This is a genomic window from Alloyangia pacifica (genome assembly GCF_020524285.1).
Classification (GTDB): domain Bacteria; phylum Pseudomonadota; class Alphaproteobacteria; order Rhodobacterales; family Rhodobacteraceae; genus Salipiger; species Salipiger pacificus_B.
In genome coordinates this window covers 284,099-309,542 of sequence record NZ_JAIVKX010000008.1, presented here as the reverse complement: position 1 = coordinate 309,542, position 25,444 = coordinate 284,099, and the positions used below count along the sequence as shown (strand labels likewise).

Below are 25,444 nucleotides of genomic sequence, written 5' to 3'. Positions count from 1 at the left end.
TCTCCGGTGATGTTGAAACAAAGGAGCGACCTTATGGACGCCAAAGAACTTGCGAACAAGACCCCGGACCAGCTCCGGGACGAGCTCGTCGCGCTGAAAAAGGAAGCGTTCAACCTGCGCTTCCAGAAGGCGACCGGCGCACTCGAAAACACCGCACGCATCCGCCAGGTGCGCCGCGACGTTGCCCGCGTCAACACCGTGCTGAACCAAAAAGCCGCCGGCGCGGCAGCAACCGAGTAAGGGAGGCTGAGTAATGCCCAAGCGTATCCTGCAAGGCACCGTGACCTCCACGGCAAACGCACAGACCGTCACCGTTTCGGTCGAGCGTCGCTTCAAGCACCCGGTCATGCAAAAGACCATCCGTAAGTCCAAGAAGTACCGGGCTCACGACGAAGCTGGAAAATTCGCTGTTGGCGATACGGTCCGCATCATCGAATGCGCACCGAAGTCCAAGACGAAGCGCTGGGAAGTCATCGCAGAGTAAACGTCCAAGCCCCGGTCATATGATCGGGGTCCAGGCGTTTCCTGCGATGGTGCCCAGCATCATCGAAACCCTGGGGGGTAGACCTAGAACAACCCCCAAAGGTCGGGAGAAACCAAATGATCCAGATGCAGACCAATCTGGATGTTGCTGACAATTCCGGTGCCCGGAAAGTTCAGTGCATCAAGGTCCTCGGCGGCTCGCATCGCCGCTACGCATCGGTCGGCGACATCATCGTCGTCTCGGTGAAAGAGGCCATTCCGCGCGGCCGCGTGAAGAAAGGTGACGTCCGCAAGGCCGTCGTCGTGCGCACCGCCAAGGAAGTTCGTCGTGAAGATGGCACGTCGATCCGCTTCGACCGCAACGCGGCCGTCATCCTGAACAACTCGGGCGAGCCTGTCGGCACCCGTATTTTCGGGCCGGTGGTTCGCGAGCTGCGCGCGAAGAACTTCATGAAGATCATCTCGCTCGCTCCGGAGGTGCTGTAATGGCTGCCAAACTCCGCAAAGGTGACAAGGTCATCGTTCTGTCCGGCAAGGACAAGGGCAAGACCGGCACCATCGAGTCCGTCGACCCGAAAGCTGGCAAGGCTGTTGTCGGCGGCGTGAACATGGCCGTCCGTCACACCCGTCAGAGCCAGACCTCGCAGGGCGGCCGCATGCCGAAAGCCATGCCGCTCGACCTGTCGAACCTGGCGATCGTCGATGCCAACGGCAAGGCAACCCGCGTCGGTTTCCGCATGGAAGGTGACAAGAAGGTCCGCTTCGCCAAGACCACGGGGGACGTGATCGATGCTTGATACCGCGACCTACACGCCGCGTCTTAAGACGCAGTACCGCGAGTCGATCAAAGCCGCTCTCATCGAAGAGTTCGGCTACAAGAACGCGATGCAGGTTCCTGCACTCGACAAGATCGTTCTGAACATCGGCTGCGGCGCAGAAGCCGTGCGCGACTCCAAGAAGGCGAAATCGGCTCAGGAAGACCTGACCCAGATCGCCGGCCAGCTGGCTGTCACCACCAAGGCAAAGAAGTCGATCGCCGGCTTCCGCGTCCGTGAAGACATGCCGCTCGGTGCAAAGGTCACGCTGCGTGGTGACCGGATGTACGACTTCCTCGATCGCCTGATCAACATCGCGATGCCGCGTATCCGCGACTTCCGTGGTGTGAAGCCGTCCTTCGACGGCCGTGGCAACTTCGCCATGGGCATCAAGGAGCACATCGTGTTCCCCGAAATCGAATTCGACAAGGTCGATGAGGTTTGGGGTATCGACGTGATCATCACCACGACCGCCGCAACCGACGCGGAAGCCAAGGCGCTGTTGAAGCATTTCAACATGCCCTTCAACGCCTGAGGAGCGAGACACATGGCCAAAAAATCCATGATCGAACGCGAGAAGAAGCGTCAGAAGCTGGTGGAGCAATACGCCGCCAAGCGCGCCGCTCTGAAAGAGATCGCGACCGACGAAAGCAAACCGATGGAAGAGCGCTTCAAGGCTCGCCTGGAACTGGCGAAACTCCCGCGCAACTCCTCGCCGACCCGTCTGCACAACCGTTGCCAACTGACCGGTCGTCCCCACGCCTACTACCGCAAGCTGAAGATCAGCCGTATCGCCCTGCGCGAGCTCGGCTCGAACGGTCAGCTTCCCGGTGTGGTTAAGTCGAGCTGGTAAGGAGGGTATGAGATGAACGATCCTATCGGCGATATGCTCACCCGTATCCGTAACGCGCAGATGCGCGGCAAGTCGACCGTGTCGACCCCCGCCTCGAAACTGCGTGCCTGGGTGCTCGACGTCCTCAAGGACGAAGGCTACATCCGCGGCTACGAAAAAGGCACCGACGAGCGCGGCCACGGCACGCTCGAAATCAGCCTGAAGTACTTCGACGGCACCCCCGTCATTCGCGAACTGAAGCGGGTCTCCAAGCCCGGTCGTCGCGTCTACATGGGTGTCAGTGACATCCCGCAGGTCCGCCAGGGCCTCGGTCTGTCGATTGTCAGCACGCCGAAGGGCGTGATGTCGGACGCAAACGCCCGCGCTGCCAATGTCGGCGGCGAGGTGCTCTGCACGGTCTTCTAAGGAGGGGCTTATGTCTCGTATTGGTAAAAAACCGGTCGAGCTGCCGTCGGGTGTTTCCGCATCCGTCTCCGGCCAGACCGTCGAAGTGAAGGGCCCGAAAGGCACCCAGACCTTCAACGCGACCGACGACGTGACCATCACGGTCGAGGACAATGCAATCACTGTGACGCCGCGCGGCAACTCGAAGCGCGCCCGTCAGCAGTGGGGCATGTCCCGCACGATCGTGGCGAACATGGTCCACGGTGTTCAGAACACCTTCAAGAAAGAGCTCGAGATCCAGGGTGTGGGTTACCGCGCCGCGGTCCAGGGCTCGACCCTGAAGCTGAACCTCGGCTACAGCCACGATGTGAACTTCGACATCCCCGCCGGCATCACGGTCACCACGCCGAAGCCGACCGAGATCATCATCGAAGGTCATGATCTCCAGGAAGTCGGTCAAGTTGCGGCGAACATCCGCGACTGGCGCCGCCCCGAGCCCTACAAAGGCAAGGGTATTCGCTACAAAGGCGAATACATCTTCGCCAAGGAAGGCAAGAAGAAGTAAGGACGCGAAACATGGCACTCAGCAAACGGGAACTGTTCCTCAAGCGCCGCCTGCGCGTCCGGAACAAGCTTCGCAAGGTCAACGCCGGGCGTGTTCGCCTGTCGGTTCACCGCTCGAACAAAAACATCAGCGTGCAGCTGATCGACGACATCCAGGGCGTGACCCTGGCCTCGGCCTCCTCGCTCGAGAAGGACCTGGGCGTCGTCGGCAAAGGCACCGTGGAAGCCGCCCAGAAGGTCGGCGCCGCGATTGCCGAGCGCGCGAAGAAAGCCGGTGTGGAAGAAGCTTACTTCGACCGCGGCGGTTTCCTCTTCCACGGCCGCGTCAAGGCACTGGCCGACGCAGCCCGCGAAGGTGGTCTGAAAATCTGATCGTGGTGGCGGGCTTGCCCGCCGCATGATCGACAATCCGCAAGGCGGGGCTCGTACCCGCCTTGCGCTTTTGCAGGCGGAAACGCCTCGATGATCCGGGATCGACTCCGAAATCTCTTCGGCGATCACCTGGATTGGTCCAATCGGTGCCGATGTGGCCCGGGCTCAGCCCCGGTCCGCCACGCGCCAACCTGAACAAAGGGATGCCTGATGGCAGAACGTGATAACCGCCGCGGGAACCGTCGTGAACGCGACGAAGCTCCGGAATTCGCAGATCGCCTTGTCGCGATCAACCGTGTGTCCAAGACCGTCAAGGGCGGTAAGCGTTTCGGCTTCGCCGCGCTCGTCGTCGTCGGCGACCAGAAGGGCCGCGTGGGCTTCGGCAAGGGCAAGGCCAAGGAGGTCCCCGAGGCCATCCGCAAGGCCACCGAGCAAGCCAAGCGCAAGATGATTCGCGTGCCGCTGCGCGAAGGCCGCACGCTGCACCACGACATCGAAGGCCGTCACGGCGCTGGCCGTGTGGTGATGCGCACCGCGCCGACCGGTACCGGGATCATCGCCGGTGGTCCGATGCGTGCCGTGTTCGAAATGCTGGGCGTGCACGACGTGGTCGCCAAGTCGATCGGTTCGCAGAACCCCTACAACATGATCCGCGCCACGCTGAACGCGCTGGAAAAGGTCAACTCGCCCCGCAGCGTCGCTCAGCGTCGCGGCAAGAAGGTGGCAGACATCCTTCCCAAGCGTGACGAGGCCCCCGCGGAATCGTCGCAAGTGGCTGAGGAGGCCTGAGACCCATGGCTAAGACCATCGTTGTGAAGCAGATCGGCTCGCCGATCCGTCGCCCCGCCGTGCAGCGCCAGACGCTCATCGGCCTGGGTCTGAACAAGATGAACAAGACCCGCGAGCTTGAGGACACCCCCGCCGTGCGCGGCATGGTTCGCAAGATCCCGCACCTGGTAGAGATCATCGAAGAGCGCGGCTGAGCCGTTTCTTCGCCAATCTCGGAAGCGCCCCGGACCTCATGCCGGGGCGTTTTCTTTTGCGCGCTTCGCATTGCGCGCCCCATCCGGGGCAGGGGCAAATCTCTTCGAAGAGATTTGCAAACGCCTTCGAAGGCTTTTGGCCGGACGAGACGCCAGCGCCGTGCCCGAAACGCCGCGGGTTCGGCAAGCCTCTGGCTAATCCCTTGCACCATGCGGCGACGGGCGCTATACGCCCCCGGTGGCCGGGCTCCCCGAGTCTGGCTGCGAATCCTTAACCGTCTAATGCCGTGGTTGCTCCATCCGTCGCTGGGGGGCACATCCGGCAAGGAGAAGCGACATGAAACTGCACGAACTGCGCGACAACGAGGGCGCAACCCGCTCCAAGAAACGCATCGGCCGCGGCCCGGGCTCCGGCAAGGGCAAGACCGGTGGCCGTGGTATCAAAGGTCAGAAGTCCCGTTCGGGTGTGGCCATCAACGGCTACGAAGGTGGCCAGATGCCGCTGTACCAGCGTCTTCCGAAGCGCGGCTTCAACAAGCCGAACCGGAAGTCCTACGCTGTCGTGAACCTGGGCCTGATCCAGAAATTCGTCGAAGCCGGCAAGCTCGACGCCGCGTCGATCAACGAGGACACCCTCGTGTCGTCCGGCCTCGTCCGCCGCAAGCTCGACGGCATTCGCGTTCTCGCGAAAGGTGACGTCACTGCCGCCCTCACCATCGAGGTGACCGGCGCTTCGAAAGCCGCTGTCGAGGCGGTCGAGAAGGCAGGTGGCGCGCTGAAGACCGCAGTCGCGGCTGAATAAGCGGGTTGTGAGCGGCCGCCGTGCCGCTTACATAAGGCCCCATGTTTTCCACGAACGCCGCCGGAGCCGGAAAGCGCCCCGGCGGCGTTTCGTCTGAGAGAGGACCCTCATGGCATCCGCTGTGGAACAAATGGCCGCCAATACCAGCTGGGCGGCGCTCGGCAAGGCGACGGACCTTCGCAACCGCATCTTCTTCACGCTGGGGCTGCTGGTCGTCTACCGACTCGGCACCTACATCCCGGTTCCGGGCATCGACGGCACCGCGCTGCGCCAGTTTATGGAACAGGCCGGCCAGGGCATCGGCGGCATGGTGTCGATGTTCACCGGTGGCGCGCTGGGGCGCATGGGCATCTTCGCCCTTGGCATCATGCCCTACATCTCTGCCTCGATCATCGTGCAGCTCCTGACGGCCATGGTGCCGGCGCTCGAGCAGCTGAAGAAAGAGGGCGAGCAGGGCCGCAAGAAGATCAACCAGTACACCCGCTACGGCACCGTCGCTCTGGCGCTGTTCCAGGCCTACGGGCTGGCGGTCAGCCTCGAGGCGGGCGACCTCGCCCATGATCCGGGCTGGTACTTCCGCGCCGCCGTGGTGATCACCCTCGTGGGCGGCACGATGTTCCTGATGTGGCTGGGCGAGCAGATCACCGCCCGCGGCATCGGCAACGGCATCTCTCTCATCATCTTCGTCGGCATCATCGCCGAGATCCCCGCGGCACTGGCGCAGTTCTTCGCCTCCGGCCGCTCGGGCGCGATCTCTCCCGCGGTGATTGTCGGGGTGATCCTCATGGTCGTTGCGGTGATCATGTTCGTGGTGTTCATGGAACGGGCGCTGCGCAAGATCACCATCCAATACCCGCGCCGCCAGGTCGGCATGCGGATGACCGAGGCCCAGCAGTCGCACCTGCCGATCAAGGTGAACCCGGCGGGTGTGATCCCGGCGATCTTCGCCAGCTCGCTGCTGCTGCTGCCGACCACGATCGCGACCTTCAGCCAGGCCGGCTCCACCGGTCCGATCATGTCGACGATCCTCGCCTACTTCGGTCCCGGCCAGCCGCTCTACCTGCTGTTCTTCGCGGCCATGATCATCTTCTTCGCCTACTTCTACACACACAACGTGTCGTTCAAGACGGATGAAGTTGCCGACAACCTGAAGAACCAGAACGGCTTCATCCCCGGCATCCGTCCGGGCAAGCGGACCGCGGAGCACCTTGAATACGTGGTCAACCGCGTGCTCGTCCTCGGCGCAGCCTACCTGACCCTGGTCTGCCTGCTGCCCGAGATCCTGCGCTCGCAGTTCGCGATCCCGTTCTACTTTGGCGGCACCTCGGTGCTGATCGTGGTCTCGGTGACCATGGACACGATCCAGCAGGTTCAGAGCCACCTGCTCGCTCATCAATACGAAGGCCTGATCCAGAAGTCGCAGCTGCGCGGCAAGGGCAAGGCACGCAAACGGAAGGGACCCGCACGGCGATGAATATCATTCTTCTTGGACCGCCCGGCGCAGGCAAAGGCACCCAGGCACGCATCCTCGTCGAGGGTCGTGGCATGGTGCAGCTCTCGACCGGCGACATGCTGCGCGAAGCAAAGGACAGCGGCACCGAGATGGGCAAGAAGGTCGCCGAGGTCATGGCCCGCGGCGAGCTCGTCACCGACGAGATCGTGATCGGCCTGATCCGCGAGAAGCTCGAGGCCAACCCTTCGGCCGGCTACATCTTCGACGGGTTCCCGCGCACGCTGAAGCAGGCGGACGCGCTGGCGGATCTGCTCGAGGAGCAGGGGCAGACGCTGGACCGCGTGGTGGAGCTGCGGGTGGACGACGATGCGCTTGTCGAGCGCATCACCGCCCGCTCGACCTGCGGCAGCTGTGGCGAGGTCTACAACGACATCACCAAGCCGATCCCGGCCGATGGCAAGTGCTCCGTCTGCGGCGGAACCGAGTTCAAGCGCCGCGCCGACGACAATGCCCAGGCCCTGCAGAAGCGTCTGATGGAATACTACAAGCAGACTTCGCCGCTGATCGGCTACTACTACGCCAAGGGGCAGCACACCCGCGTTGACGGGCTGGGCGAGATCGGCAGCGTCAAGGCGGCCATCGCCGCGAAGCTCGACGCCTGACATTTCGGGGCCCGGACTGGCGGGCCCCGGAAATCCCTCCCCCGGGTCGGTGCCTCGCAGCAGGCGGCAAGACCCGGGGAGACCGCCCTTGCGGACGGGGCAGGGCCCTCACTTCCCCCTCATCAACTCGCGACTGCGATCTTCTGGATCCGGTCGAATACCACCGCGAAATTGCGCGAGTCGCCCGCGAAGCGTCGAGCCAGGAACGCGCGGTCCGCGGCCGAAAGCGCGCCGTAGCACATGCTCCAGCTTGCGAAACTGCGCATCGGGACCAGACGGTTGATCCTCTCGGTCACAGCGAAATGCCGCGGGTCGCAGCGGATCTGCTCGAACAGCGCCCGCACGGTGTCCTTCGCACCTTCGAGCACCTGACAGAAACCGTCCTCCTCGCGCAGCAGGCAGCCCGTGACTCCGAGCAGCCGGTTGTTGGTCAGCGCGTGCGACAGGATGTCCAGGTCGGTGTGCCCCCCGCGCGGCACGGTGGAGCGGCTGGTGTAGAGAAGCTGGTAGATCATCCGCAGTGGCCAATCCCGATGGCGGGCCCGGTCGCGGCGGATTCGGCGCCCCAGCGGAAAGTCCGGCGGAAAGCAGGCGGAAACAGCCGTATCGGCGTTGGGGGGAGGGTTGTCGTGACCTTCATGAGACGGTAAACGAACAAGGGTGCAGCTAGGTTCCGAAATGGGTCTTGACGCCCTTTCCGAATCCTCATACCCACTCCCATCTCTTACAGAGACTCGGTTTGCGAGGCCGGCTGCGCTTGTCTTGCAGATTACCTCATCAGCGGAAGGCCCGGTGACGTGCACACGTTCCGGGCTCATGTTGTGAAAAAAGGTTCTGGAGCTACGGAACCGCAACGAAAGGAATAGACACTTGGCACGTATTGCCGGCGTTAACATCCCGACCCACAAACGGGTGCCGATCGCCCTGACCTATATCACCGGTATCGGCGACACCTCCGCCAAAGCCATCTGCGAAGCCGTCAACATCGACGTGACCCGTCGTGTCAACGAGCTGTCGGACGCCGAAGTTCTGGCGATCCGCGAGCACATCGACGCGAACTACACCGTCGAAGGCGACCTGCGCCGTGAAGTTCAGATGAACGTCAAGCGCCTGATGGACCTTGGCTGCTACCGTGGCCTGCGCCACCGTCGCAACCTCCCCGTCCGCGGTCAGCGGACCCACACCAACGCTCGCACGCGCAAGGGCCCCGCAAAGCCCATCGCAGGCAAGAAGAAATAAGGGAGGCTGACCAATGGCACGTGATACCCGTCGCGGAGGCAAGAAGAAGGTCTCCAAGAACATCGCCGCAGGCGTGGCGCATGTGAACTCGTCGTTCAACAACACCAAGATCCTGATCTCGGACGTGCAAGGCAATGCGATCTCCTGGTCGTCCGCCGGCACCATGGGCTTCAAGGGCTCGCGTAAGTCGACCCCCTACGCTGCCCAGCTCGCCGCCGAAGATGCTGGCCGCAAGGCACAGGAACATGGTGTGAAGACGCTGGAAGTCGAAGTTCAGGGCCCGGGTTCGGGTCGTGAATCGGCTCTGCGCGCACTGGCTGCCGTGGGCTTCAACATCACGTCGATCCGCGACGTGACGCCGATTGCTCACAACGGCTGCCGTCCGCCGAAGCGTCGTCGCGTCTGATCGGACTTACTTATGAGGCGGGGCCTCGCCTTGTGCGCGGGGCCCTGCCTTCGTCATTTCAACCTCGGGCGTCCGCGCCTTTGGACATGGGGCACGGACTGGAATGGAGGGACGCATGATCCACAAGAACTGGGCTGAACTTATCAAGCCGACCCAGCTGGAGGTTCGCCCCGGCGCCGATCCTACCCGCGTTGCGACCCTCGTCGCAGAACCGCTCGAGCGTGGCTTCGGCCTGACCCTCGGCAACGCGCTGCGTCGGGTCCTGCTGTCGAGCCTTCAGGGTGCGGCAATCACCTCGGTGCAGATCGACAACGTTCTGCACGAGTTCTCGTCGGTCGCCGGCGTGCGGGAAGATGTCACCGACATCATCCTCAACCTCAAGGGCGTGGCTCTCCGCATGGAAGTCGAAGGCCCGAAGCGCCTCTCCCTGACCGCAAAGGGTCCGGGTGTGGTGACGGCTGCCGATATCGCCGAGACCGCCGGTATCGACGTTCTCAACAAGGACCACGTGATCTGCCACCTCGACGAGGGCGCGGACTTCTACGTGGAACTGACCGTCAACACCGGCAAAGGCTACGTTTCGGCTGACAAGAACAAGCCGGAAGATGCACCCATCGGCCTCATCCCGATCGACGCGATCTACTCGCCGGTCAAGAAGGTGGCCTATGACGTGCAGCCGACCCGTGAGGGCCAGGTTCTCGACTACGACAAGCTGACCATGAAGGTCGAGACCGATGGTTCGGTCACGCCCGAGGACGCGATCGCATTTGCCGCCCGCATCCTGCAGGACCAGCTGTCGATCTTCGTGAACTTCGAAGAGCCCGAATCCGCCGGCCGTCAGGACGACGACGACGGTCTCGAGTTCAACCCGCTCCTCCTCAAGAAGGTGGACGAGCTGGAACTCTCGGTGCGCTCCGCGAACTGCCTCAAGAACGACAACATCGTCTACATCGGCGATCTCATCCAGAAGACCGAAGCCGAGATGCTCCGCACCCCGAACTTCGGCCGGAAGTCGCTCAACGAGATCAAGGAAGTGCTGTCGGGCATGGGCCTGCACCTGGGCATGGACGTCGAGGACTGGCCGCCGGACAACATCGAAGATCTGGCAAAGAAACTGGAAGACCAGTTCTGAGCCGAACGAGGGGCGGGGGAAACCCCGCCTTTCATACAAGGGCATTCCGCCCCAAGGTGAGGGTCCCGCACGCATGGGATCCCGGACAAAGCAAAACACGTATCTGGAGATAGAAAATGCGTCACGCAAAAGGTTACCGCCGCCTGAACCGTACCCACGAGCACCGCAAGGCGCTGTGGGCGAACATGGCCGGCTCGCTCATCGAGCATGAGCAGATCAAGACCACCCTGCCCAAGGCAAAAGAACTCCGCCGCGTGGTGGAGAAGCTCGTCACCCTCGGCAAGCGCGGCGACGTCCACGCCCGCCGTCAGGCTGCCGCGCAGCTCAAGCAGGACCAGCACGTTGCCAAGCTCTTCGAAGTGCTCGGCCCGCGCTATGCAGAACGCCAGGGCGGCTACGTCCGCATCCTGAAGGCCGGCTTCCGCTACGGCGACATGGCACCGATGGCGATCATCGAGTTCGTCGACCGTGACGTCTCGGCCAAGGGTGCCGCCGACAAGGCCCGCCTCGAAGCCGAAGAGGCTCTGGCTGACGCCGAATAAGACCTTCTCTCCGCGCGAGAGACTGGGCCCTGCCGGAAACGGCGGGGCCCTTTTCTTTTGCTCTTTGGCGCCGGGGGGCTGGGACGATCCGGGGGAGGGTTTCGGCTATGCTGGAAGGTAAAGTGGGCGGCAGCACGCGGCGGCCCTTGCCTCCGTGAGCTGGGACCTGTCGTGAAATTTCCGCGAAGGGGCGCATAACGGCTTGCGGCAGAAGCAAACTCGCCGCTAGGTGCGGGGCATCCGCAGCCCCATCAGGAAGGACAGGGACATGAGAACCCGTGCAGCCGTCGCGCTCGAGGCCGGCAAACCGCTCGAGATCATGGAAGTCGAACTGGACGGCCCGAAGGCCGGCGAGGTTCTGATCGAGGTCAAGGCCACCGGCCTGTGCCACACCGACGAGTTCACCCGCTCCGGCGCGGACCCCGAGGGGCTCTTCCCCTGCATCCTCGGCCATGAAGGCGCGGGCGTGGTGCTGGAAGTGGGCGAGGGGGTGACCACGCTGAAGCCGGGCGACCACGTGATCCCGCTCTACACGCCGGAGTGCCGCGAGTGCCCCTCGTGCCTGTCGGGCAAGACCAATCTCTGCACCGCGATCCGGGGCACCCAGGGGCAGGGTCTGATGCCCGACGGGACCACGCGCTTCAAGATGCTCGATGGCACGCCGATCTATCACTACATGGGCTGCTCGACCTTCGCCAACCACACGGTGATGCCGGAGATCGCGCTCGCCAAGGTGCGTGACGACGCCCCCTTCGACAAGATCTGCTACATCGGCTGCGGTGTGACGACGGGCATCGGCGCGGTGATCAACACGGCGGGTGTCGAGATCGGCTCGACGGCGGCGGTCTTCGGTCTCGGCGGCATCGGCCTCAACGTGATCCAGGGCCTGCGCATGGCCGGCGCCGACATGATCATCGGCGTGGATCTCAACGACTCCAAGGCCGAGATGGCCAAGAAGTTCGGTATGACCCACTTCGTGAACCCCTCGAAGGTCGACAGCACGGTGCAGGCCATCGTCGATCTGACCAAGCGCGGGGCGGACCAGATCGGCGGCGTGGACTATTCCTTCGACGCGACGGGCAACGTGAAGGTGATGCGCGATGCGCTCGAGTGCTCGCACCGGGGCTGGGGCGTGTCGGTGATCATCGGCGTGGCGCCGGCCGGGGCCGAGATCAGCACCCGCCCGTTCCAGCTGGTCACCGGCCGGGTGTGGAAGGGCACGGCGTTCGGCGGCGCCAAGGGCCGCACCGACGTGCCGAAGTTCGTCGAGTGGTACATGGACGGCAAGATCGAGATCGACCCGATGATCACCCACAAGCTGACCCTCGACGAGATCAACCACGGCTTCGATCTCATGCACGAAGGCAAGTCGATCCGCGCGGTGGTGGAATACTGACCCGCCGCGACCCCCGGCATGAAATTTCTCCCGGCAGGCGCTTGGCTTGCCGGGGGTGCCGCGCCACCCTATAGGTCATGCGAACCGGACGGGGAGGGCGATGATGAGCCTGCGCGACAAGGTGAAAGACCTCTACGAGGGCGACAGCGACGAGGCGCATCGCTTCCGCTACGCGCTGCTCGGCTTCGACATCTTCACCGTGCTCTTCGTCATCGCGACCTCCTTCACCTCGCACGGGCGTATCGTCGAGATCATCGACGTCGCCTTCGGCCTGGTGATTCTCGCCGACTTCCTTGCGCGGCTCTGGATCGCGCCCAAGAAGACCGGCTTCCTGCTGAGCCCGGCGACGCTGGCGGATCTGGTCTCGCTGATCTCGTTCCTGGCTCCGCTGGCGGGCGAGGGGCTGGGCTTCCTGCGGGTCCTGCGCACGCTGCGCCTGCTGCACACCTACCAGCTCAGCAAGCGCCTGCGCGAGGATTTCAAGGTCTTCCGCGAGAACGAGGACGTGCTGATCGCGGTGGTCAACCTGATGGTCTTCCTCTTCGTGATGACCGGGCTGGTCTACGCGCTGCAGTACCGGTCCAATCCGCAGATCAACAACTACGCCGACGCGCTCTACTTCACCGTCACCACGCTCACCACGACCGGCTACGGCGATATCACTCTGGAGGGCTCCTGGGGCCGGGTGATCTCGGTGGTGGTGATGATCTGCGGCGTGACGCTCTTCCTGCGGCTGGCCCAGGTGCTGTTCCGCCCGATCAAGGTGAAGAAGACCTGCGAGACCTGCGGCCTGCGACTGCATGATGCCGACGCCATTCACTGCAAACACTGCGGAGAGATCATCCGCATCGAGACCGAGGGACAAAGCTGATGAGTGAAACGCTGGAGCTGCGCAGCTACGCCCCCGAAGATGCCGAGCCGCTGTGGCGGATGCTTGAGCCGGTGTTCCGCGCCGGTGACACCTACGCCATCGACCCAGGCATTTCCCGCGAGGAGGCGATCGCCTATTGGACGGGGCCGGAACGCCGGGTCTTCGTCATGAGTGATGGCGAGCGCCTGCTCGGCACCTATTACATCGTGCGCAACCAGAAGGGCGGCGGCTCGCACGTATGCAACTGCGGCTATGTCACCGCCGCCGAGGCGCGCGGCCGCGGCGTGGCCCGGCGGATGCTGGCGCACTCCCTCGAGCTTGCGCCGAAACTCGGCTTCCGGGCCATGCAGTACAACTTCGTGGTTTCGACCAACACCCGCGCCGTCGACACCTGGCTCCGTGCCGGGTTCGAGACGGTCGGCCGACTTCCCGGCGCCTTCCACCACCCCGAGCAGGGCGACGTGGATGCGCTGGTCCTGTACAAGACGCTTGCGGGCAGCTGAGCCCGCAAAGGAGTATCCCATGCGAGACGACACCCGCCTGCTGGCGGTCCTGATCGACGCCGACAACACCTCCCCCAAGTATGCCAAGGCGATCTTCGACGAACTGGCCAGCCTCGGCGAGGCCAGCGTACGCCGCTGCTATGGCGATTTCTCCAGCCAGCAGATGGCCGGCTGGTCGAAGGTCACCGCCGAATTCGGCCTCGTGCCGCACCACCAGCCGGCGAACACCGTGGGCAAGAATGCCAGTGACATTGCGCTGGTGATCGACGCCATGGACCTGATGCACTCGGGCCGCTTCGACGGCTTCGTGCTGGTCAGCTCCGACAGCGATTTCACCCGGCTGGCGAGCCGCATCCGCGAGCAGGGGCTCGACGTCTTCGGCATGGGCATGCAGAAGACGCCCGATGCCTTCCGCAAGGCCTGCAAGCGCTTCATCTTCCTCGAGAACCTCGACAGCGCACCGGAGAAGGCCGCTGGGGTCAAGCCGCAGAAGAGCGGCCGCCTCGAGGACGCACGCAACTTGATCTTCACCGCGATGGACGCGATCGAGCAGGAGGACGACTGGTACACGCTCGGCCAGCTCGGCCAGTTCATCACCGCGGCGAACCCGGATTTCGACACCCGCAGCTACGGCAAGCGCAAGCTGTCGGATCTGGTGGACGAGCTGAAGGTCTTCGAGACCAAGCGCGGCCCGGGCAACCAGATGCTGGTGCGACGGCTGGACTGATCCCGGCTCAGAAAACTCCGGCTCAGGCGCCGTAGCGGGCGAGGAAGGTTGCCACTGCGCCGTCGACGGTGCGTGCGACCTCGGCCTCGCCGGGCGCCTTGGCCACGCCGAAAACGCAGCGTGTCCAGAGGCTGGCCTTGCACAGCTCGGTGAACTGATCGGCGGCCAGTTCGAGGTCGTCGATCTCGAGCTCGCCGCGGTCGCGTGCGGTGGCCAGGTAATCGGTCAGCTTGCGATGCATGGTCATCGGCCCGCTCTGGTAGAACTGCCGACCGAGGTCGGGAAAGCGATCGGCCTCGGCGATGCAGATTCGAAAGATGCGCTGGCCCATCTCCGACAGGACGAACCTGAGGAAGCTGCGGGCCACCAGCGGCAGCACCTCTACGGGCGGGCGGCTCGGGTCGATCTTCAGCATCGCCTCGTCCGACTGCAGCGCGCATTGCCGTGCCGCCATCTCCATGAAGAGCAGCCGTTTGTCCGGGAAATAGCTGTAAAGCGTTGCCTTGGAGACCCCGGCCGCACGGGCGATGTCATCCACGTTGGCCCCTTCGAAGCCATCTCGCAGGAAGATGCAACGCGCGCCTTCCAGCACCTGCTCGAACTTGCGCCCGCGGCGCACCTCGGCTGTCTCGGACCCCATCAGGCTGCTCCTTTGTCCGGACAATCTTAGACTGCGCCGTTCAGGGGAGGCAAGCAACATGCCGCGGGACAAGGACATTCTGCCGCCTTGCACGTGGCGCAAAGCGCTTTAGATTGGAATCATTCTAAAGTGTTTGCAGCCCCGGAGTTCCCCATGCGATTCTTCACCCAGCGGCGCCAGTTCCGCGATCTGAGCGAGCAGGAGGTGCTTGCGCTGGCGATTTCCTCGGAAGAGGACGACGCGCGGATCTACCGCAGCTACGGCGAACGGCTGCGCGCCGAATATCCGGACACCGCCGCGATTTTCGACGGCATGGCCGAGGAGGAGGACGGCCACCGCCGGGCGCTGATCAACCTGCACCGCATGCGCTTCGGCGAGGTGATCCCGCTGATCCGCCGCGAGCATGTGGCGGGCTTCTACGCGCGCCGCCCTGTGTGGCTGGTCCAGAACCTGCCGCTGGAACGCATCCGCGACGAGGCAGAGGCGATGGAGCGCGAGGCCGAGCGCTTCTACCACGAGGCCGCCAAGCGCAGCACCGACGCGGCAACGCGCAAGCTGCTCGGCGATCTCGCCGCCGCCGAGGCCGGCCACGAGGAACGCGCCGGCGAACTCATGGACAAGCACCTCGACGGGGAGGCCCGCGAATCCGAGGATCGCACGGCGCACCGCCAGTTCGTGCTGACCTGGGTGCAGCCGGGTCTGGCGGGGCTGATGGACGGCTCGGTCTCCACCCTGGCACCGATCTTCGCCACCGCCTTCGCCACGCAGGACACCTGGACGACCTTCCTCGTCGGCCTTGCCGCCTCGGTCGGCGCGGGCATCTCCATGGGCTTCACCGAGGCCGCCTCGGACGACGGCGAGCTTTCGGGCCGCGGCTCGCCGCTCAAGCGTGGGGTGGCCTCGGGGGTGATGACGGCGGTCGGCGGGCTCGGTCACGCGCTGCCCTATCTGATCCCGCATTTCTGGACCGCGACGATCATCGCCTGGATTGTGGTCTTCTTCGAGCTCTGGGCCATCGCCTGGATCCAGAAGCGCTATATGGAAACGCCCTTCCTGCGCGCGGCGCTGCAGGTGGTGCTCGGCGGCGCGCTGGTGCTGGCGGCAGGGGTGGTGATCGGCAGCGGCTGAGCCCTTGCCGAAGGGCGTCTCCGACCGCGCCGTCCGGCCTGCCTCCGGCGGGGATACTTGTGTCTAGACGAAGGTGCGGGCGGGGCCCGGTCTTCGTCTAGATGGTAAATATCCAGGGGGAGGCGCGCGCAGCGCGGCGGGGGCGGCGGCCCCGGAACCGCCGATGCCCCGCGATCCGCCCACGATCCCCTCTGGCACCCTGCGCCCGCCCATGGCAAACCCTTGCAAAAGCGCGAGGCCAAGGAGACGCCACCATGACCCAGTTCGGCAAGGGCTGCCACCTGCATCTGATCGACGGATCGGCCTTCATCTTCCGCGCCTACCACGCGCTGCCGCCGCTCACCCGCAAGTCCGACGGGCTGCCGATCGGCGCGGTCAGCGGCTTTTGCAACATGCTGCAGAAATACGTCGAGGACAGCTCCGGCCCCGACGCGCCGACCCACGTGGCGGTGATCTTCGACAAGGGCAGCCACACCTTCCGCAACGATCTGTACGATCTCTACAAGGCGAACCGCGAGGCGATGCCCGAGGATCTGCGGCCGCAGATCCCGCTGACCCGCACCGCCACCATCGCCTTCAACATCGCCTGCAAGGAGCTCGAGGGCTTCGAGGCCGACGACATCATCGCCACGCTGTCGTGCCAGGCGCGCGAGGCGGGCGGGCGCGTGACGATCATCTCCTCGGACAAGGACCTGATGCAGCTGGTCGGCGATGGCGTCGAGATGCTGGATGCGATGAAGAACCGCCGAATCGACCGCGACGGGGTGATCGAGAAATTCGGCGTCGGCCCCGAGCGCGTCGTCGACGTGCAGGCGCTGGCCGGGGACTCGGTCGACAACGTGCCGGGTGCGCCGGGCATCGGCATCAAGACCGCGGCGCTGCTAATCAACGAGTACGGCTCGCTCGAGGAGCTTCTCGACCGCGCCGAGGAGATCAAGCAGCCCAAGCGCCGTCAGACGCTGATCGAGAAGCGCGAGCAGATCGAGCTGTCGAAGAAGCTGGTGCAGCTCGACTGCGAAACCCCGCTCGACTTCACGCTCGACGATCTCGAGGTGAAGGAGCCGGACCCCGAGAAGCTGCTCGCCTTCCTCGCCGAGATGGAGTTCTCGACCCTCACCAAGCGCATCGCAAATGCGCTCGGGGCCGAGGCGCCGGTGATCACCGAGGCCAAGGCGCCCGCAGCCGATGCGCCCGCCGCTACGGACGCGCCCGAGATGCCGCCCATCGACCCTGCCGCCTACACCTGGGTGAAGAGCGCCGCCGATCTCGCGCCGTGGATCGCGCAGGCGCGCCAGCGCGGCTGGGTTGCGGTGGACACCGAGACCACCGGCCTCAACGAGATGACCTGCGAGTTGGTCGGCGTCTCGCTGGCGATCGAGCCGGGACAGGCCTGCTACATCCCGCTGGCGCATCGCGCGGCGGGGGGCGAGGTAGACCTCTTCGGCTCGGACGATCTTGCCGAGGGGCAGATGCCGATGAACGAGGCGCTCGACCTGCTGAAGCCGCTGCTCGAAGACCCGGCGGTGATGAAGATCGGCCAGAACATGAAATACGATGCCAAGGTGCTCTCGCGCTACGGCATCGGCGTCGCGCCGATCGACGACACCATGCTGATCTCCTACGCGCTCAACGCCGGGCTGCACAACCACGGCATGGACGCGCTGTCGGAGCGCTATCTCGGCCACGTGCCGATCCCGATCAAGGATCTGCTCGGCTCGGGCAAGAAGATGATCACCTTCGACCGGGTGCCGATCGAGGATGCGGTGAAATACGCCGCCGAGGATGCCGACATCACCCTGCGGCTGTGGAAGCTGCTGAAGCCGCGGCTGCACCTCGCCCGCGTCACCCGCGTCTACGAGGGCACCGAGCGCCCGCTGGTGCCGGTGCTGGCCGAGATGGAGCTGGCCGGCGTGCAGGTCGACCGCAACACGCTGTCGCGCATGTCCACCGCCTTTGCACAGAAGATGGCCGGGCTCGAGGCCGAGCTGCACGAGCTGGCGGGCCATTCCTTCAACGTCAACTCGCCGGCGCAGGTGGGCGAGATCCTCTTTGCCGAGATGGGGCTCGAGGGTGGCAAGAAGACCAAGACCGGCGCATGGTCGACCCCCGCAGAGGTGCTGGAGGATCTGGCCACCGAGCATGACTTCGCCGCGCGCGTGCTGGACTACCGCCAGCTGCAGAAGCTGAAGTCGACCTATACCGACGCGCTGCAGGAGCACATCAACCTCGAGACCGGGCGGGTGCACACCTCCTATTCCATCGCCGGGGCCAACACCGGGCGTCTCGCCTCGACCGAGCCGAACCTGCAGAACATCCCGGTGCGCTCGGAAGAGGGGCGGCGCATCCGCGAGGCCTTCGTCGCGCCCGAGGGCAAGGTCCTCGTCTCGCTCGACTACAGCCAGATCGAGCTGCGCATCCTTGCGCATATGGCCGATATCGAGGCGCTCAAGCAGGCCTTCCGCGACGGGCAGGACATCCACGCGATGACCGCGTCCGAGATGTTCGGCGTGCCGATGGAAGAGATGACGTCCGAGATCCGCCGCCGGGCCAAGGCGATCAACTTCGGCGTGATCTACGGCATCTCGGGCTTCGGTCTCGCGCGCAACCTGCGCATCCCGCGCGGTGAGGCGCAGGCCTTCATCGACCGCTATTTCGAGCGTTTCCCGGGCATCAAGACCTACATGGATGACACCATTGCCTTCGCCAAGGCGCACGACCGGGTCGAGACGCTGTTTGGCAGGGTGATCCACACGCCCGAGATCAACGCCAAGGGTCCGCACGCCGGGTTTGCCCGCCGCGCCGCGATCAACGCGCCGATCCAGGGCACGGCGGCGGACATCATCCGCCGGGCGATGATCCGCATGCCCGCCGCGATCGAGGGCCAGCCCGCCAAGATGCTGCTGCAGGTGCACGACGAACTGATCTTCGAGGTCGCCGAAGAGGGCGTCGACACGCTCATCGCCACCGCGCGCGAGGTAATGGAGGGCGCTGCCGAGCCTGTGGTGAAGCTCGACGTGCCGCTGGTGGTGGACGCGGGGCAGGGCGCGAACTGGGCCGAGGCGCACTGAGCGCCTCGAACGTGTCCGGCGGCTGGCCGCGCCGGTCGCACATCCGGTCTCAGACCATGCTGTTCGTGGGGGCCTGCACGAGGCCCTGACCGCGGTCGATTGGGTCGGTCGCGGGCACGATGCCCGATGCGGTGGCGCTGGCCAGCAGTCTCGCACGCACGGCGGCTGCCGTGGCGGGGCTGCCGGAGCTGCGCTGTGCCTGCCACCAGAGCGCGGCCGTTCCGGCCACATGCGGGCAGGCCATCGAGGTGCCGTTGAAGGCGACAAGGCCGCCGCCGGTCGCCGCGGAGAGGATGTTCACGCCCGGCCCCGAGAGTGTCGGGTTTGTGTTTGAAAAGTCGGCGATGGCGAGCCCGCCCGCGGTCTCGCCCAATGCGCCGACCGACACCACGCCGAAGGCGGCTGCCGGAACCGAGACGGACACCTCGAACGCGGGGTCTATGTCGCGCCGGCTTTCGTTGCCCGCGGCGGCGCAGACGATCGTGCCCCCGTTGAAATCCGCCTGGGCGCGCAGCATGTCCATCAGCGCGTCGAACATGCGCAGGTTCATGCGGTAGCCCTCCAGCGCGATGGAAGTGGCCAGCTCCGGCGGCAGGCCCTGGCCCTGCAGGTCGGCGGCCAGGCCCGGGAAATCGAAGCCGAGCGACATGGAAATCACCTGGGCATTCGCGTCCGAGCACCATTTGAGCGCGTTGAACAGCATTTCGGAGCTGCCGCTGCCGTCGTCGCCCAGCACCTTGCCGATGAGCGCGTCGGTGACCCCGGGGGCCACGCCGATGCGCGTGCCGTCGACCGGCCTGCCGAAGATGGTGCCGGCGCAATGGGTGCCGTGCCCGTTCTGATCGTGGATGCCGTCACCGCTGAAATCACGCGTATTCAGCGTCACGCCGGCGAAGGCCGGGTGCGCTTCGTCAATGCCGGTGTCCAGCACCGCGACCCGCACCCCTGCGCCGTCGAAGGGACTGGTGTCGGCTCCGATGGCGGCCACGCCCCAGGTCGCCGGGCTGGCGGCATCCGCCGGCATAGGGGCAATCAGCCGGGTCGGCATGGCGCGCGCGATGGCACGCACCGACGGGTCGTGCAACGCATCGCGGGTTTCGGCGGGGGTGAGCTCGGCGGTTTCGATCTGCGGCGCGGGCGGGGCGACCAGAGGCGCTCGCTCGAAGTTCGGGCCCTCGAGCGGCCGCGGGCCGAAGCCTTCCAGGGGGCGCAGGGCCGGGGCGTTGAACGGGGCGTTCTCGTCGCGCAGGATGATATACATGTCAGACCTCGCAGCATCGAAATGAATGACTCAATGCTGCGAGGATACGTGAGACCCCGCCGAATCGCAGGTGGGGCAATCCGCCATTGCGCGGCGCGGGCCGGTGCCGGTCAGATCAGCCCGGCTTCGCGGAAGAGGTCGGGCAGGCTGGCCTCGGGACGCGGGCCCATGTGGGTGATCACCTCGGTGGCCGCGACGGTGCCCATGCGGCCTGCAGTCTCCATGTCGGTGCCCGTCGCGAGACCGTAAAGGAAGCCCGCGGCAAACTGGTCGCCGGCGCCGGTGGCATCGACGGGCACGATCTTGGTCACCGGCACATCCGTCCGGACGCCGTCTTTCAGGATGGTCACCCCGTCGCCCGAGCGGGTGCAGATCACCAGCGGACAGATCGCCGCGACGCGCTCCAGGTCGGCCTCCAGCGAATTGTCCTGGTAGAGCGAACGGATCTCGGCCTCGTTGCCGATCACGTAGTCCATCTCGTGCTCGATGAGCTGCAGGAAGTCCTCGCGGTGGCGCTCGACGCAGAACGGGTCCGAAATGGCGATGCCAGCCTTGCCCCCGGCCGCGCGGCAGGCACGGGCGAGGCGGATAAAGGCCTCCTTGCCCTTGTCCTTGTCGAAGAGATAGCCCTCGAGGAAGACGATCTCGGCCTCGGCGGCCACCGCTTCGTCGACGTCGTCCGGCCCGAGCTCTGCCGAGATGCCGAGATAGGTGTTCATCGAGCGCTCGCCGTCGGGCGAGACGAAGATCATCGAACGCGAGGTCGGCAGCTCGCCCCCCGGCACCGGCGGGTTGACGAAGGCGGTGCCGTCCTTCTCCATCGCCTCGGCGTAGAAGCGCCCCAGCGCGTCGTCATGCACTCGCCCGATGAAGGCGGTGCGCAGCCCGAGGTTGCCGAGCCCGGCCAGGGTGTTGGCCACCGAGCCGCCGGGGGCCTGCACGCGGCCCTCCATGGCGCCGTAGAGCAGCTCCGCACGCTCGCGCTCGACAAGTTGCATGATGCCCTTGGTGATCCCCATGTGCTCGAGGAAGGAGTCATCCGCTCGGGTCAGCACGTCGACGATGGCGTTGCCGATGCCGACAACCTGGTACTTTTTCATAGGGTCTTTTCCTCGAACTGGCAGAGGTCGCGGATCAGGCAGGCCCCGCACTTGGGCTTGCGCGCGACGCAGGTGTAGCGCCCGTGCAGGATCATCCAGTGATGCGCATGCTGCTGGAAATCCACGGGGATATTGTCTTCGATGGCGCGCTCGACGGCGACCACGTCCTTGCCGGGGCAGACGCCCGAGCGGTTGCCGAAACGGAAGATATGGGTGTCCACCGCCTGCGCCGGGTAGTGCCACCACATGTTCAGCACCACGTTGGCGGTCTTGCGGCCGACGCCCGGCAGGCTCTCCAGCGCGGCGCGCGAACAGGGCACCTCGCCGCCGTAGTCCTCGACGAGGATCTTCGACAGCTTGATGACGTTCTTCGCCTTGTTGCGGTAGAGGCCGATCGTCTTGATGTGCTCGATCACGCCCTCTTCGCCAAGGGCAAGCATCTTCTCGGGCGTGTCGGCGATCTTGAACAGCTCGTGCGTCGCGCGGTTCACCCCCGCGTCGGTCGCCTGCGCCGACAGGGCCACGGCCACCACCAGCGTATAGGCGTTGACGTGATCGAGCTCCCCTTTCGGCTCCGGTTCGGAGGCGTGGAAGCGGGTGAAGATCTCGCGGATCGTGTGATAATCGAGCTGCTTGGCCATGGCATCTGCTATGCAACGCCGGGCCCGGTGCCGCAAGTCCGGCTTCTTCTCTTTGGCAAATACGCACGGCCGTCCCGCGCCGCTTGCGCAACATTCGGGTCGCGCGCGGCCCCCGTTCCCCGCTATTCCAAGGGAGAGAACATCAGGAGGCCGCGATGGGCGAGCTTGCACAGCAGGGCTACCATTTCCACGTCATGCGCCGGGCGATCGAACTGATCGACGCGGGCGGGCCGCAGATGACGCTGGAGCGGCTAGCGGCGGAAATGGACATGAGCCCGGCGCATTTCCAGCGGGTCTTTTCCCGCTGGGCCGGGGTCTCGCCGAAGCGCTTCCAGCAGTATCTCGCGCTCGGCCACGCCAAGGCATTGCTGACCGACCGCTTCTCGACGTTGGAGACGGCGCATGCGGCAGGGCTGTCAGGCGGCGGGCGGTTGCATGATCTCTTCCTGCGCTGGGAGGCGATGAGCCCCGGCGACTTCGCCAAGGGCGGAGCGGGGCTGACGATCTTCTGGGGCTGGTTCGAGAGCCCCTTCGGCCCGGCGCTGGTCATGGGCACGGACAAGGGCATCTGCGGCATGGGCTTTGCCGCCGAGGCGGGTGAGGAGGAGACCTTCCGGGACCTGCTGTCGCGCTGGCCGCAGGCGGAGTTCGTCGAGGACCCGATGTTCCTGCGGCCCTGGGTGCTGACCGCCTTCGGGGTGCAGCAGGAGGGAGAGGTGCCGATCTATCTCATCGGCGCGCCGTTCCAGATCAAGGTCTGGGAGGCGCTGATGCGGATCCCCTCGGGCCATGTCACCAGCTACTCCGAGATCGCCGAGGCCATCGGCAGCCCGCGCGCGGTGCGCGCGGTGGGCACGGCGGTGGGGCGCAACCCGGTGTCGTGGCTGATCCCCTGCCACCGGGCGCTGCGCAAGTCGGGCGGGCTGGGCGGCTATCACTGGGGGCTGCCGGTCAAGCGCGCGATCCTCGCATGGGAGGCCGCACGGCTGGAGGCGGGCGAGACGGGGCAAACGGCCTGACGGAGCCGAAACACTATGACATGCATGCGCGGGGATCTGCCGACAATGTGTGCAGGCCGCCATTGGCTCAGGCGCTTTGCACACTATAACTGGGGCACACCCAAGATTGGGCCAACGAAACGAGGCATTACATGTTCCGGGCAAAGACTTCTGTCATTCTCACTCTCGCCGGCGCGATGGCGCTGACCGCCTGTACCGACGTGAGCGATCCCAACCGTCAGGCCAAGAACGGCGCGCTGATCGGTGCGCTTGGCGGGGCCGTCGCGGGCCGCGCGATTGGCGGCAACAACTCCGACGCCACCAAGAACGCGCTGGCCGGTGCTGCCGCCGGTGCCATCGCGGGTGGCCTGATCGGCAACAACCTCGACAAGCAGGAAGCGGCGCTGCGCCAGCAGCTTGGCAACAACGTCGGCATCACCAACACCGGTGACCGCCTGATCGTGACCATGCCGCAGGACATCCTGTTCGCCACCGACAGCGCCTCGCTGCGCCCCGACCTGCAAGGCGATATCGCCACCGTCGGACGCAGCCTGCTCGAGTACCCGAACACCACCGTGCAGGTGATCGGCCACACCGACAGCGACGGCGCCGCCGCCTACAACCAGTCGCTGTCGCAGCGCCGCGCGTCCTCGGTCGCTTCGCTGCTGATGCAGCAGGGCGTGCCGTCCTACCGCGTGCAGGCCATCGGCCGCGGCGAAGACCAGCCGATCGCGTCGAACCTGACGCCGGAAGGCAAGCAGCAGAACCGCCGCGTCGAAATCGTCATCCTGCCGAACGGCTGATCCGCGCAGCTCCGCTGCAAGAGACGAGGGGCGCTCCGGGAGACCGGGGCGCCCTTTGCTTTGGTCCGGGGCAAGGGGGGCAATGAGTGCGTTCAGAAGGTGCGGTGCCGCAATAGAAAAACCCGCACTGGGGCGCGGGTCATTGTCTCATGCATTCTGGCCGGGGCTCTGGCCGGGCTCAGCAGCCGGTGCCCTTCCAGACCACCATCACGGTGCGCGCCAGAAGCTTGAGGTCGGTCGCCAGAGACATGTCCTTCAGGTAGGCGGTGTCGAAGCGCGCGCGCTCCGAGAAGCTCGCCTCGTTGCGCACCGAGGTCTGCCAGAAGCCGGTGATCCCAGGGCGCAGCGCGTAGTAGGCGGTGCCGGGGTAGATGGCGCGCTGGTTGGTCATCATCGGGCGCGGGCCGACAAGCGACATGTCGCCGCGCAGAACGTTCCAGAGCTGCGGCAGCTCGTCGATCGAGCTCTTGCGGATGACCCGTCCGATCGGCGTGATGCGCGGATCATTGCGCAGCTTCTGGTTGAACTCCCATTCCGCCCGGGCCTGCGGGTCCGCGCGCAGGTGAGCCTCTAGAAGCTGGTCGGCATCCGGCACCATCGAGCGCAGCTTCCACATGTGGAAGACGCGCCCGTTCCGGCCGACGCGCGACTGCAGGTAGATGGGGGAATGACCGTCGCGGGCGATCAGCGCGGCGCAGATCAGCACCACCAGCAGCGCGGGCAGGGCGAGGATCAGGGTGAGGGCAACGTCGAGACCGCGCTTGAAGATCGCGCGGTAGAGCATCGGACGCGGTGCCGCAAAGAGCGTCTCGTCGATCAGCTTTTCCAGGTCCAGCGCCGCGCTCAGCGGTTGATGTGCATGCGTGGTCAAAACGACCTCCAGGTCATCGACGGTAGCGCTGCAAGACGGCGGAAAGCTTCGTCATCTGCTCGGCATGCAAGGACCGTGCGCAGTGCCGGGCGGCACTACGAGATGCGGGATCCTGTTCATGTCCGAGTGTCAGTTCCGAAGAAACTTCAGCAAACTCGCAAACACTCCCAAAAGTGGAAGCACCAACCCCCAGTGCCGATATGTGGTCGAAATAAGGCATCTCGACCGACGATCAAGGTTATGCATTTGCTAGGAGTTCCCGTCAACGGCACCTTTGGGGTACAACTTCGTGGCGAAAGGAGGGCGCGCTATCCGAATGGGCTTCGGCCAGCCGGGGATGGATTGTACGGGCCCGCAGGCGGACAAATGGCGCACGAAAAGGGATGCCAGCGTGCCGGGCGGCCTCTTGGTTTTGGCGGAAAATGGAAACAGTGACGCGCTGCGCTGTGGGGACTCTGTTCCCGATTTCAGCTCAATTCGGTCGTCGCGCGTTTTCTGTTGCCGGCTCCGGGCGTGTAGCCCCGCGTTGCCGTGTCGCGGCGGCCTTTGCTGGCAGTAGGGGGCGAAACAGTGAGCTGGGAGGGGCGCTGAGGCGGGCGGGCCTGCCACCTGCCGCGCGAGGTCGGGCACAGCCCTGGTCGCCACAATGAGTCCGACACGCAAAGGGTGAATGGATAACCTCACGAAATGTTACAATCGGTCAGAACTCCGGAGGCGGCAGCCCGAATCACGCTGCATGGGTGCCCA

32 protein-coding genes are annotated in these 25,444 nt (G+C 65.2%); 26 read left to right on the top strand and 6 right to left on the bottom strand.

Going from position 1 to position 25,444, the window contains the following annotated elements; translation table 11 throughout:
• Positions 1–33: 33 nt before the first annotated feature.
• From rpmC to LC039_RS13115, 14 genes are all read left to right on the top strand, one after another.
• Positions 34–240, top strand: a complete 207-nt coding sequence (rpmC, locus tag LC039_RS13180) for a 50S ribosomal protein L29 (protein WP_066104080.1) — start codon at positions 34–36, stop codon at positions 238–240.
• A 13-nt stretch (positions 241–253) separates the two neighbouring features.
• Positions 254–484: a 30S ribosomal protein S17 gene (gene rpsQ, locus LC039_RS13175; protein ID WP_066104083.1), complete on the top strand. Its 231-nt coding sequence runs from the start codon at positions 254–256 to the stop codon at positions 482–484.
• Between the two features lie 116 nt (positions 485–600).
• Complete coding sequence (gene rplN / locus LC039_RS13170; protein WP_005854833.1) at positions 601–969, top strand: 50S ribosomal protein L14; 369 nt, start codon at positions 601–603, stop codon at positions 967–969.
• The gene (gene rplX / locus LC039_RS13165; protein ID WP_092424782.1) at positions 969–1,280 is read left to right on the top strand and encodes a 50S ribosomal protein L24; all 312 of its coding nucleotides are present in this window, start codon (positions 969–971) and stop codon (positions 1,278–1,280) included. Before rplN ends, rplX begins: the two co-directional genes overlap by 1 nt.
• Complete coding sequence (gene rplE / locus LC039_RS13160) at positions 1,273–1,833, top strand: 50S ribosomal protein L5 (protein ID WP_092424784.1); 561 nt, start codon at positions 1,273–1,275, stop codon at positions 1,831–1,833. Before rplX ends, rplE begins: the two co-directional genes overlap by 8 nt.
• A 12-nt stretch (positions 1,834–1,845) precedes the next feature.
• Positions 1,846–2,151 carry a 30S ribosomal protein S14 gene (gene rpsN / locus LC039_RS13155; protein ID WP_108964500.1) on the top strand — a complete coding sequence of 102 codons (306 nt, stop codon included), beginning with the start codon at positions 1,846–1,848 and terminating at the stop codon, positions 2,149–2,151.
• Between the two features lie 12 nt (positions 2,152–2,163).
• Entirely contained in the window at positions 2,164–2,556 is a 393-nt protein-coding gene (gene rpsH / locus LC039_RS13150) for a 30S ribosomal protein S8 (RefSeq protein WP_095880731.1), read from the top strand.
• Between the two features lie 10 nt (positions 2,557–2,566).
• Positions 2,567–3,100 (top strand): 50S ribosomal protein L6, encoded by a 534-nt coding sequence (gene rplF, locus LC039_RS13145; protein WP_226624892.1) that lies wholly within the window; start codon positions 2,567–2,569, stop codon positions 3,098–3,100.
• Between the two features lie 11 nt (positions 3,101–3,111).
• Complete coding sequence (gene rplR, locus LC039_RS13140; protein WP_226624890.1) at positions 3,112–3,471, top strand: 50S ribosomal protein L18; 360 nt, start codon at positions 3,112–3,114, stop codon at positions 3,469–3,471.
• A 210-nt stretch (positions 3,472–3,681) separates the two neighbouring features.
• Positions 3,682–4,260: a 30S ribosomal protein S5 gene (rpsE, locus tag LC039_RS13135; protein ID WP_226624888.1), complete on the top strand. Its 579-nt coding sequence runs from the start codon at positions 3,682–3,684 to the stop codon at positions 4,258–4,260.
• Between the two features lie 5 nt (positions 4,261–4,265).
• Positions 4,266–4,454, top strand: coding sequence for a 50S ribosomal protein L30 (gene rpmD, locus LC039_RS13130; RefSeq protein WP_066104107.1), 189 nt, complete (start codon positions 4,266–4,268; stop codon positions 4,452–4,454).
• 337 nt (positions 4,455–4,791) lie between these two features.
• Positions 4,792–5,256, top strand: a complete 465-nt coding sequence (gene rplO / locus LC039_RS13125; RefSeq protein WP_226624886.1) for a 50S ribosomal protein L15 — start codon at positions 4,792–4,794, stop codon at positions 5,254–5,256.
• A 109-nt stretch (positions 5,257–5,365) separates the two neighbouring features.
• Positions 5,366–6,730 (top strand): preprotein translocase subunit SecY, encoded by a 1,365-nt coding sequence (gene secY / locus LC039_RS13120; protein ID WP_226624884.1) that lies wholly within the window; start codon positions 5,366–5,368, stop codon positions 6,728–6,730.
• Positions 6,727–7,371, top strand: a complete 645-nt coding sequence (locus LC039_RS13115) for an adenylate kinase (protein ID WP_226624883.1) — start codon at positions 6,727–6,729, stop codon at positions 7,369–7,371. The genes secY and LC039_RS13115 overlap by 4 nt, the downstream gene beginning before the upstream one ends.
• A 122-nt stretch (positions 7,372–7,493) precedes the next feature.
• Here the strand turns inward: LC039_RS13115 and LC039_RS13110 are convergent, their stop codons facing one another.
• Positions 7,494–7,886 (bottom strand): BLUF domain-containing protein, encoded by a 393-nt coding sequence (locus tag LC039_RS13110; RefSeq protein WP_226624881.1) that lies wholly within the window; start codon positions 7,884–7,886, stop codon positions 7,494–7,496.
• A gap of 355 nt (positions 7,887–8,241) precedes the next feature.
• Here LC039_RS13110 and rpsM point away from each other — a divergent pair, with 355 nt between their 5' ends.
• The 8 genes from rpsM (at position 8,242) to LC039_RS13070 (ending at position 14,187) form a co-directional block, all read left to right on the top strand.
• A complete protein-coding gene (gene rpsM / locus LC039_RS13105; RefSeq protein ID WP_226624879.1) occupies positions 8,242–8,610 on the top strand; it encodes a 30S ribosomal protein S13 in 369 nt (122 codons plus the stop codon).
• Between the two features lie 13 nt (positions 8,611–8,623).
• Entirely contained in the window at positions 8,624–9,016 is a 393-nt protein-coding gene (gene rpsK, locus LC039_RS13100) for a 30S ribosomal protein S11 (protein WP_072780049.1), read from the top strand.
• A gap of 115 nt (positions 9,017–9,131) precedes the next feature.
• Positions 9,132–10,148 carry a DNA-directed RNA polymerase subunit alpha gene (locus LC039_RS13095; RefSeq protein WP_066104134.1) on the top strand — a complete coding sequence of 339 codons (1,017 nt, stop codon included), beginning with the start codon at positions 9,132–9,134 and terminating at the stop codon, positions 10,146–10,148.
• A gap of 116 nt (positions 10,149–10,264) precedes the next feature.
• Complete coding sequence (gene rplQ / locus LC039_RS13090; protein ID WP_226624878.1) at positions 10,265–10,690, top strand: 50S ribosomal protein L17; 426 nt, start codon at positions 10,265–10,267, stop codon at positions 10,688–10,690.
• 268 nt (positions 10,691–10,958) lie between these two features.
• Positions 10,959–12,086, top strand: a complete 1,128-nt coding sequence (locus tag LC039_RS13085; protein ID WP_226624877.1) for an S-(hydroxymethyl)glutathione dehydrogenase/class III alcohol dehydrogenase — start codon at positions 10,959–10,961, stop codon at positions 12,084–12,086.
• Positions 12,087–12,189: 103 nt separating this feature from the next.
• A complete protein-coding gene (locus LC039_RS13080; protein WP_226624876.1) occupies positions 12,190–12,957 on the top strand; it encodes a potassium channel family protein in 768 nt (255 codons plus the stop codon).
• A complete protein-coding gene (locus tag LC039_RS13075; RefSeq protein ID WP_226624875.1) occupies positions 12,957–13,460 on the top strand; it encodes a GNAT family N-acetyltransferase in 504 nt (167 codons plus the stop codon). The genes LC039_RS13080 and LC039_RS13075 overlap by 1 nt, the downstream gene beginning before the upstream one ends.
• A gap of 19 nt (positions 13,461–13,479) precedes the next feature.
• A complete protein-coding gene (locus LC039_RS13070) occupies positions 13,480–14,187 on the top strand; it encodes an NYN domain-containing protein (protein ID WP_226624874.1) in 708 nt (235 codons plus the stop codon).
• Positions 14,188–14,209: 22 nt separating this feature from the next.
• Here the strand turns inward: LC039_RS13070 and LC039_RS13065 are convergent, their stop codons facing one another.
• Positions 14,210–14,827, bottom strand: coding sequence for a TetR/AcrR family transcriptional regulator (locus LC039_RS13065; RefSeq protein ID WP_226624873.1), 618 nt, complete (start codon positions 14,825–14,827; stop codon positions 14,210–14,212).
• A 153-nt stretch (positions 14,828–14,980) separates the two neighbouring features.
• Here LC039_RS13065 and mbfA point away from each other — a divergent pair, with 153 nt between their 5' ends.
• Positions 14,981–15,955, top strand: coding sequence for an iron exporter MbfA (gene mbfA / locus LC039_RS13060; RefSeq protein ID WP_226624872.1), 975 nt, complete (start codon positions 14,981–14,983; stop codon positions 15,953–15,955).
• 254 nt (positions 15,956–16,209) lie between these two features.
• The gene (gene polA, locus LC039_RS13055) at positions 16,210–19,023 is read left to right on the top strand and encodes a DNA polymerase I (RefSeq protein WP_226624870.1); all 2,814 of its coding nucleotides are present in this window, start codon (positions 16,210–16,212) and stop codon (positions 19,021–19,023) included.
• A gap of 49 nt (positions 19,024–19,072) precedes the next feature.
• On the opposite strand, the gene LC039_RS13050 is transcribed toward polA, so the two are convergent.
• The 3 genes from LC039_RS13050 to nth form a co-directional block, all read right to left on the bottom strand.
• Positions 19,073–20,284 carry a S8 family peptidase gene (locus tag LC039_RS13050; protein WP_226624869.1) on the bottom strand — a complete coding sequence of 404 codons (1,212 nt, stop codon included), beginning with the start codon at positions 20,282–20,284 and terminating at the stop codon, positions 19,073–19,075.
• Between the two features lie 110 nt (positions 20,285–20,394).
• A complete protein-coding gene (locus LC039_RS13045; RefSeq protein WP_226624867.1) occupies positions 20,395–21,384 on the bottom strand; it encodes an adenosine kinase in 990 nt (329 codons plus the stop codon).
• Positions 21,381–22,025, bottom strand: a complete 645-nt coding sequence (gene nth, locus LC039_RS13040) for an endonuclease III (RefSeq protein ID WP_226624866.1) — start codon at positions 22,023–22,025, stop codon at positions 21,381–21,383. The genes LC039_RS13045 and nth overlap by 4 nt, the downstream gene beginning before the upstream one ends.
• Before the next feature lie 155 nt (positions 22,026–22,180).
• Between nth and LC039_RS13035 the strand changes: the two genes are divergently transcribed.
• On the top strand, positions 22,181–23,044 hold the full coding sequence (locus tag LC039_RS13035) for a methylated-DNA--[protein]-cysteine S-methyltransferase (RefSeq protein ID WP_226624865.1): 864 nt from the start codon (positions 22,181–22,183) through the stop codon (positions 23,042–23,044).
• 131 nt (positions 23,045–23,175) lie between these two features.
• Positions 23,176–23,826, top strand: a complete 651-nt coding sequence (locus LC039_RS13030) for an OmpA family protein (protein ID WP_226624864.1) — start codon at positions 23,176–23,178, stop codon at positions 23,824–23,826.
• A 178-nt stretch (positions 23,827–24,004) separates the two neighbouring features.
• Here LC039_RS13030 and LC039_RS13025 read toward each other — a convergent pair whose 3' ends face one another.
• Positions 24,005–24,697, bottom strand: coding sequence for a sugar transferase (locus LC039_RS13025; protein ID WP_226624863.1), 693 nt, complete (start codon positions 24,695–24,697; stop codon positions 24,005–24,007).
• Positions 24,698–25,444: the final 747 nt, after the last annotated feature.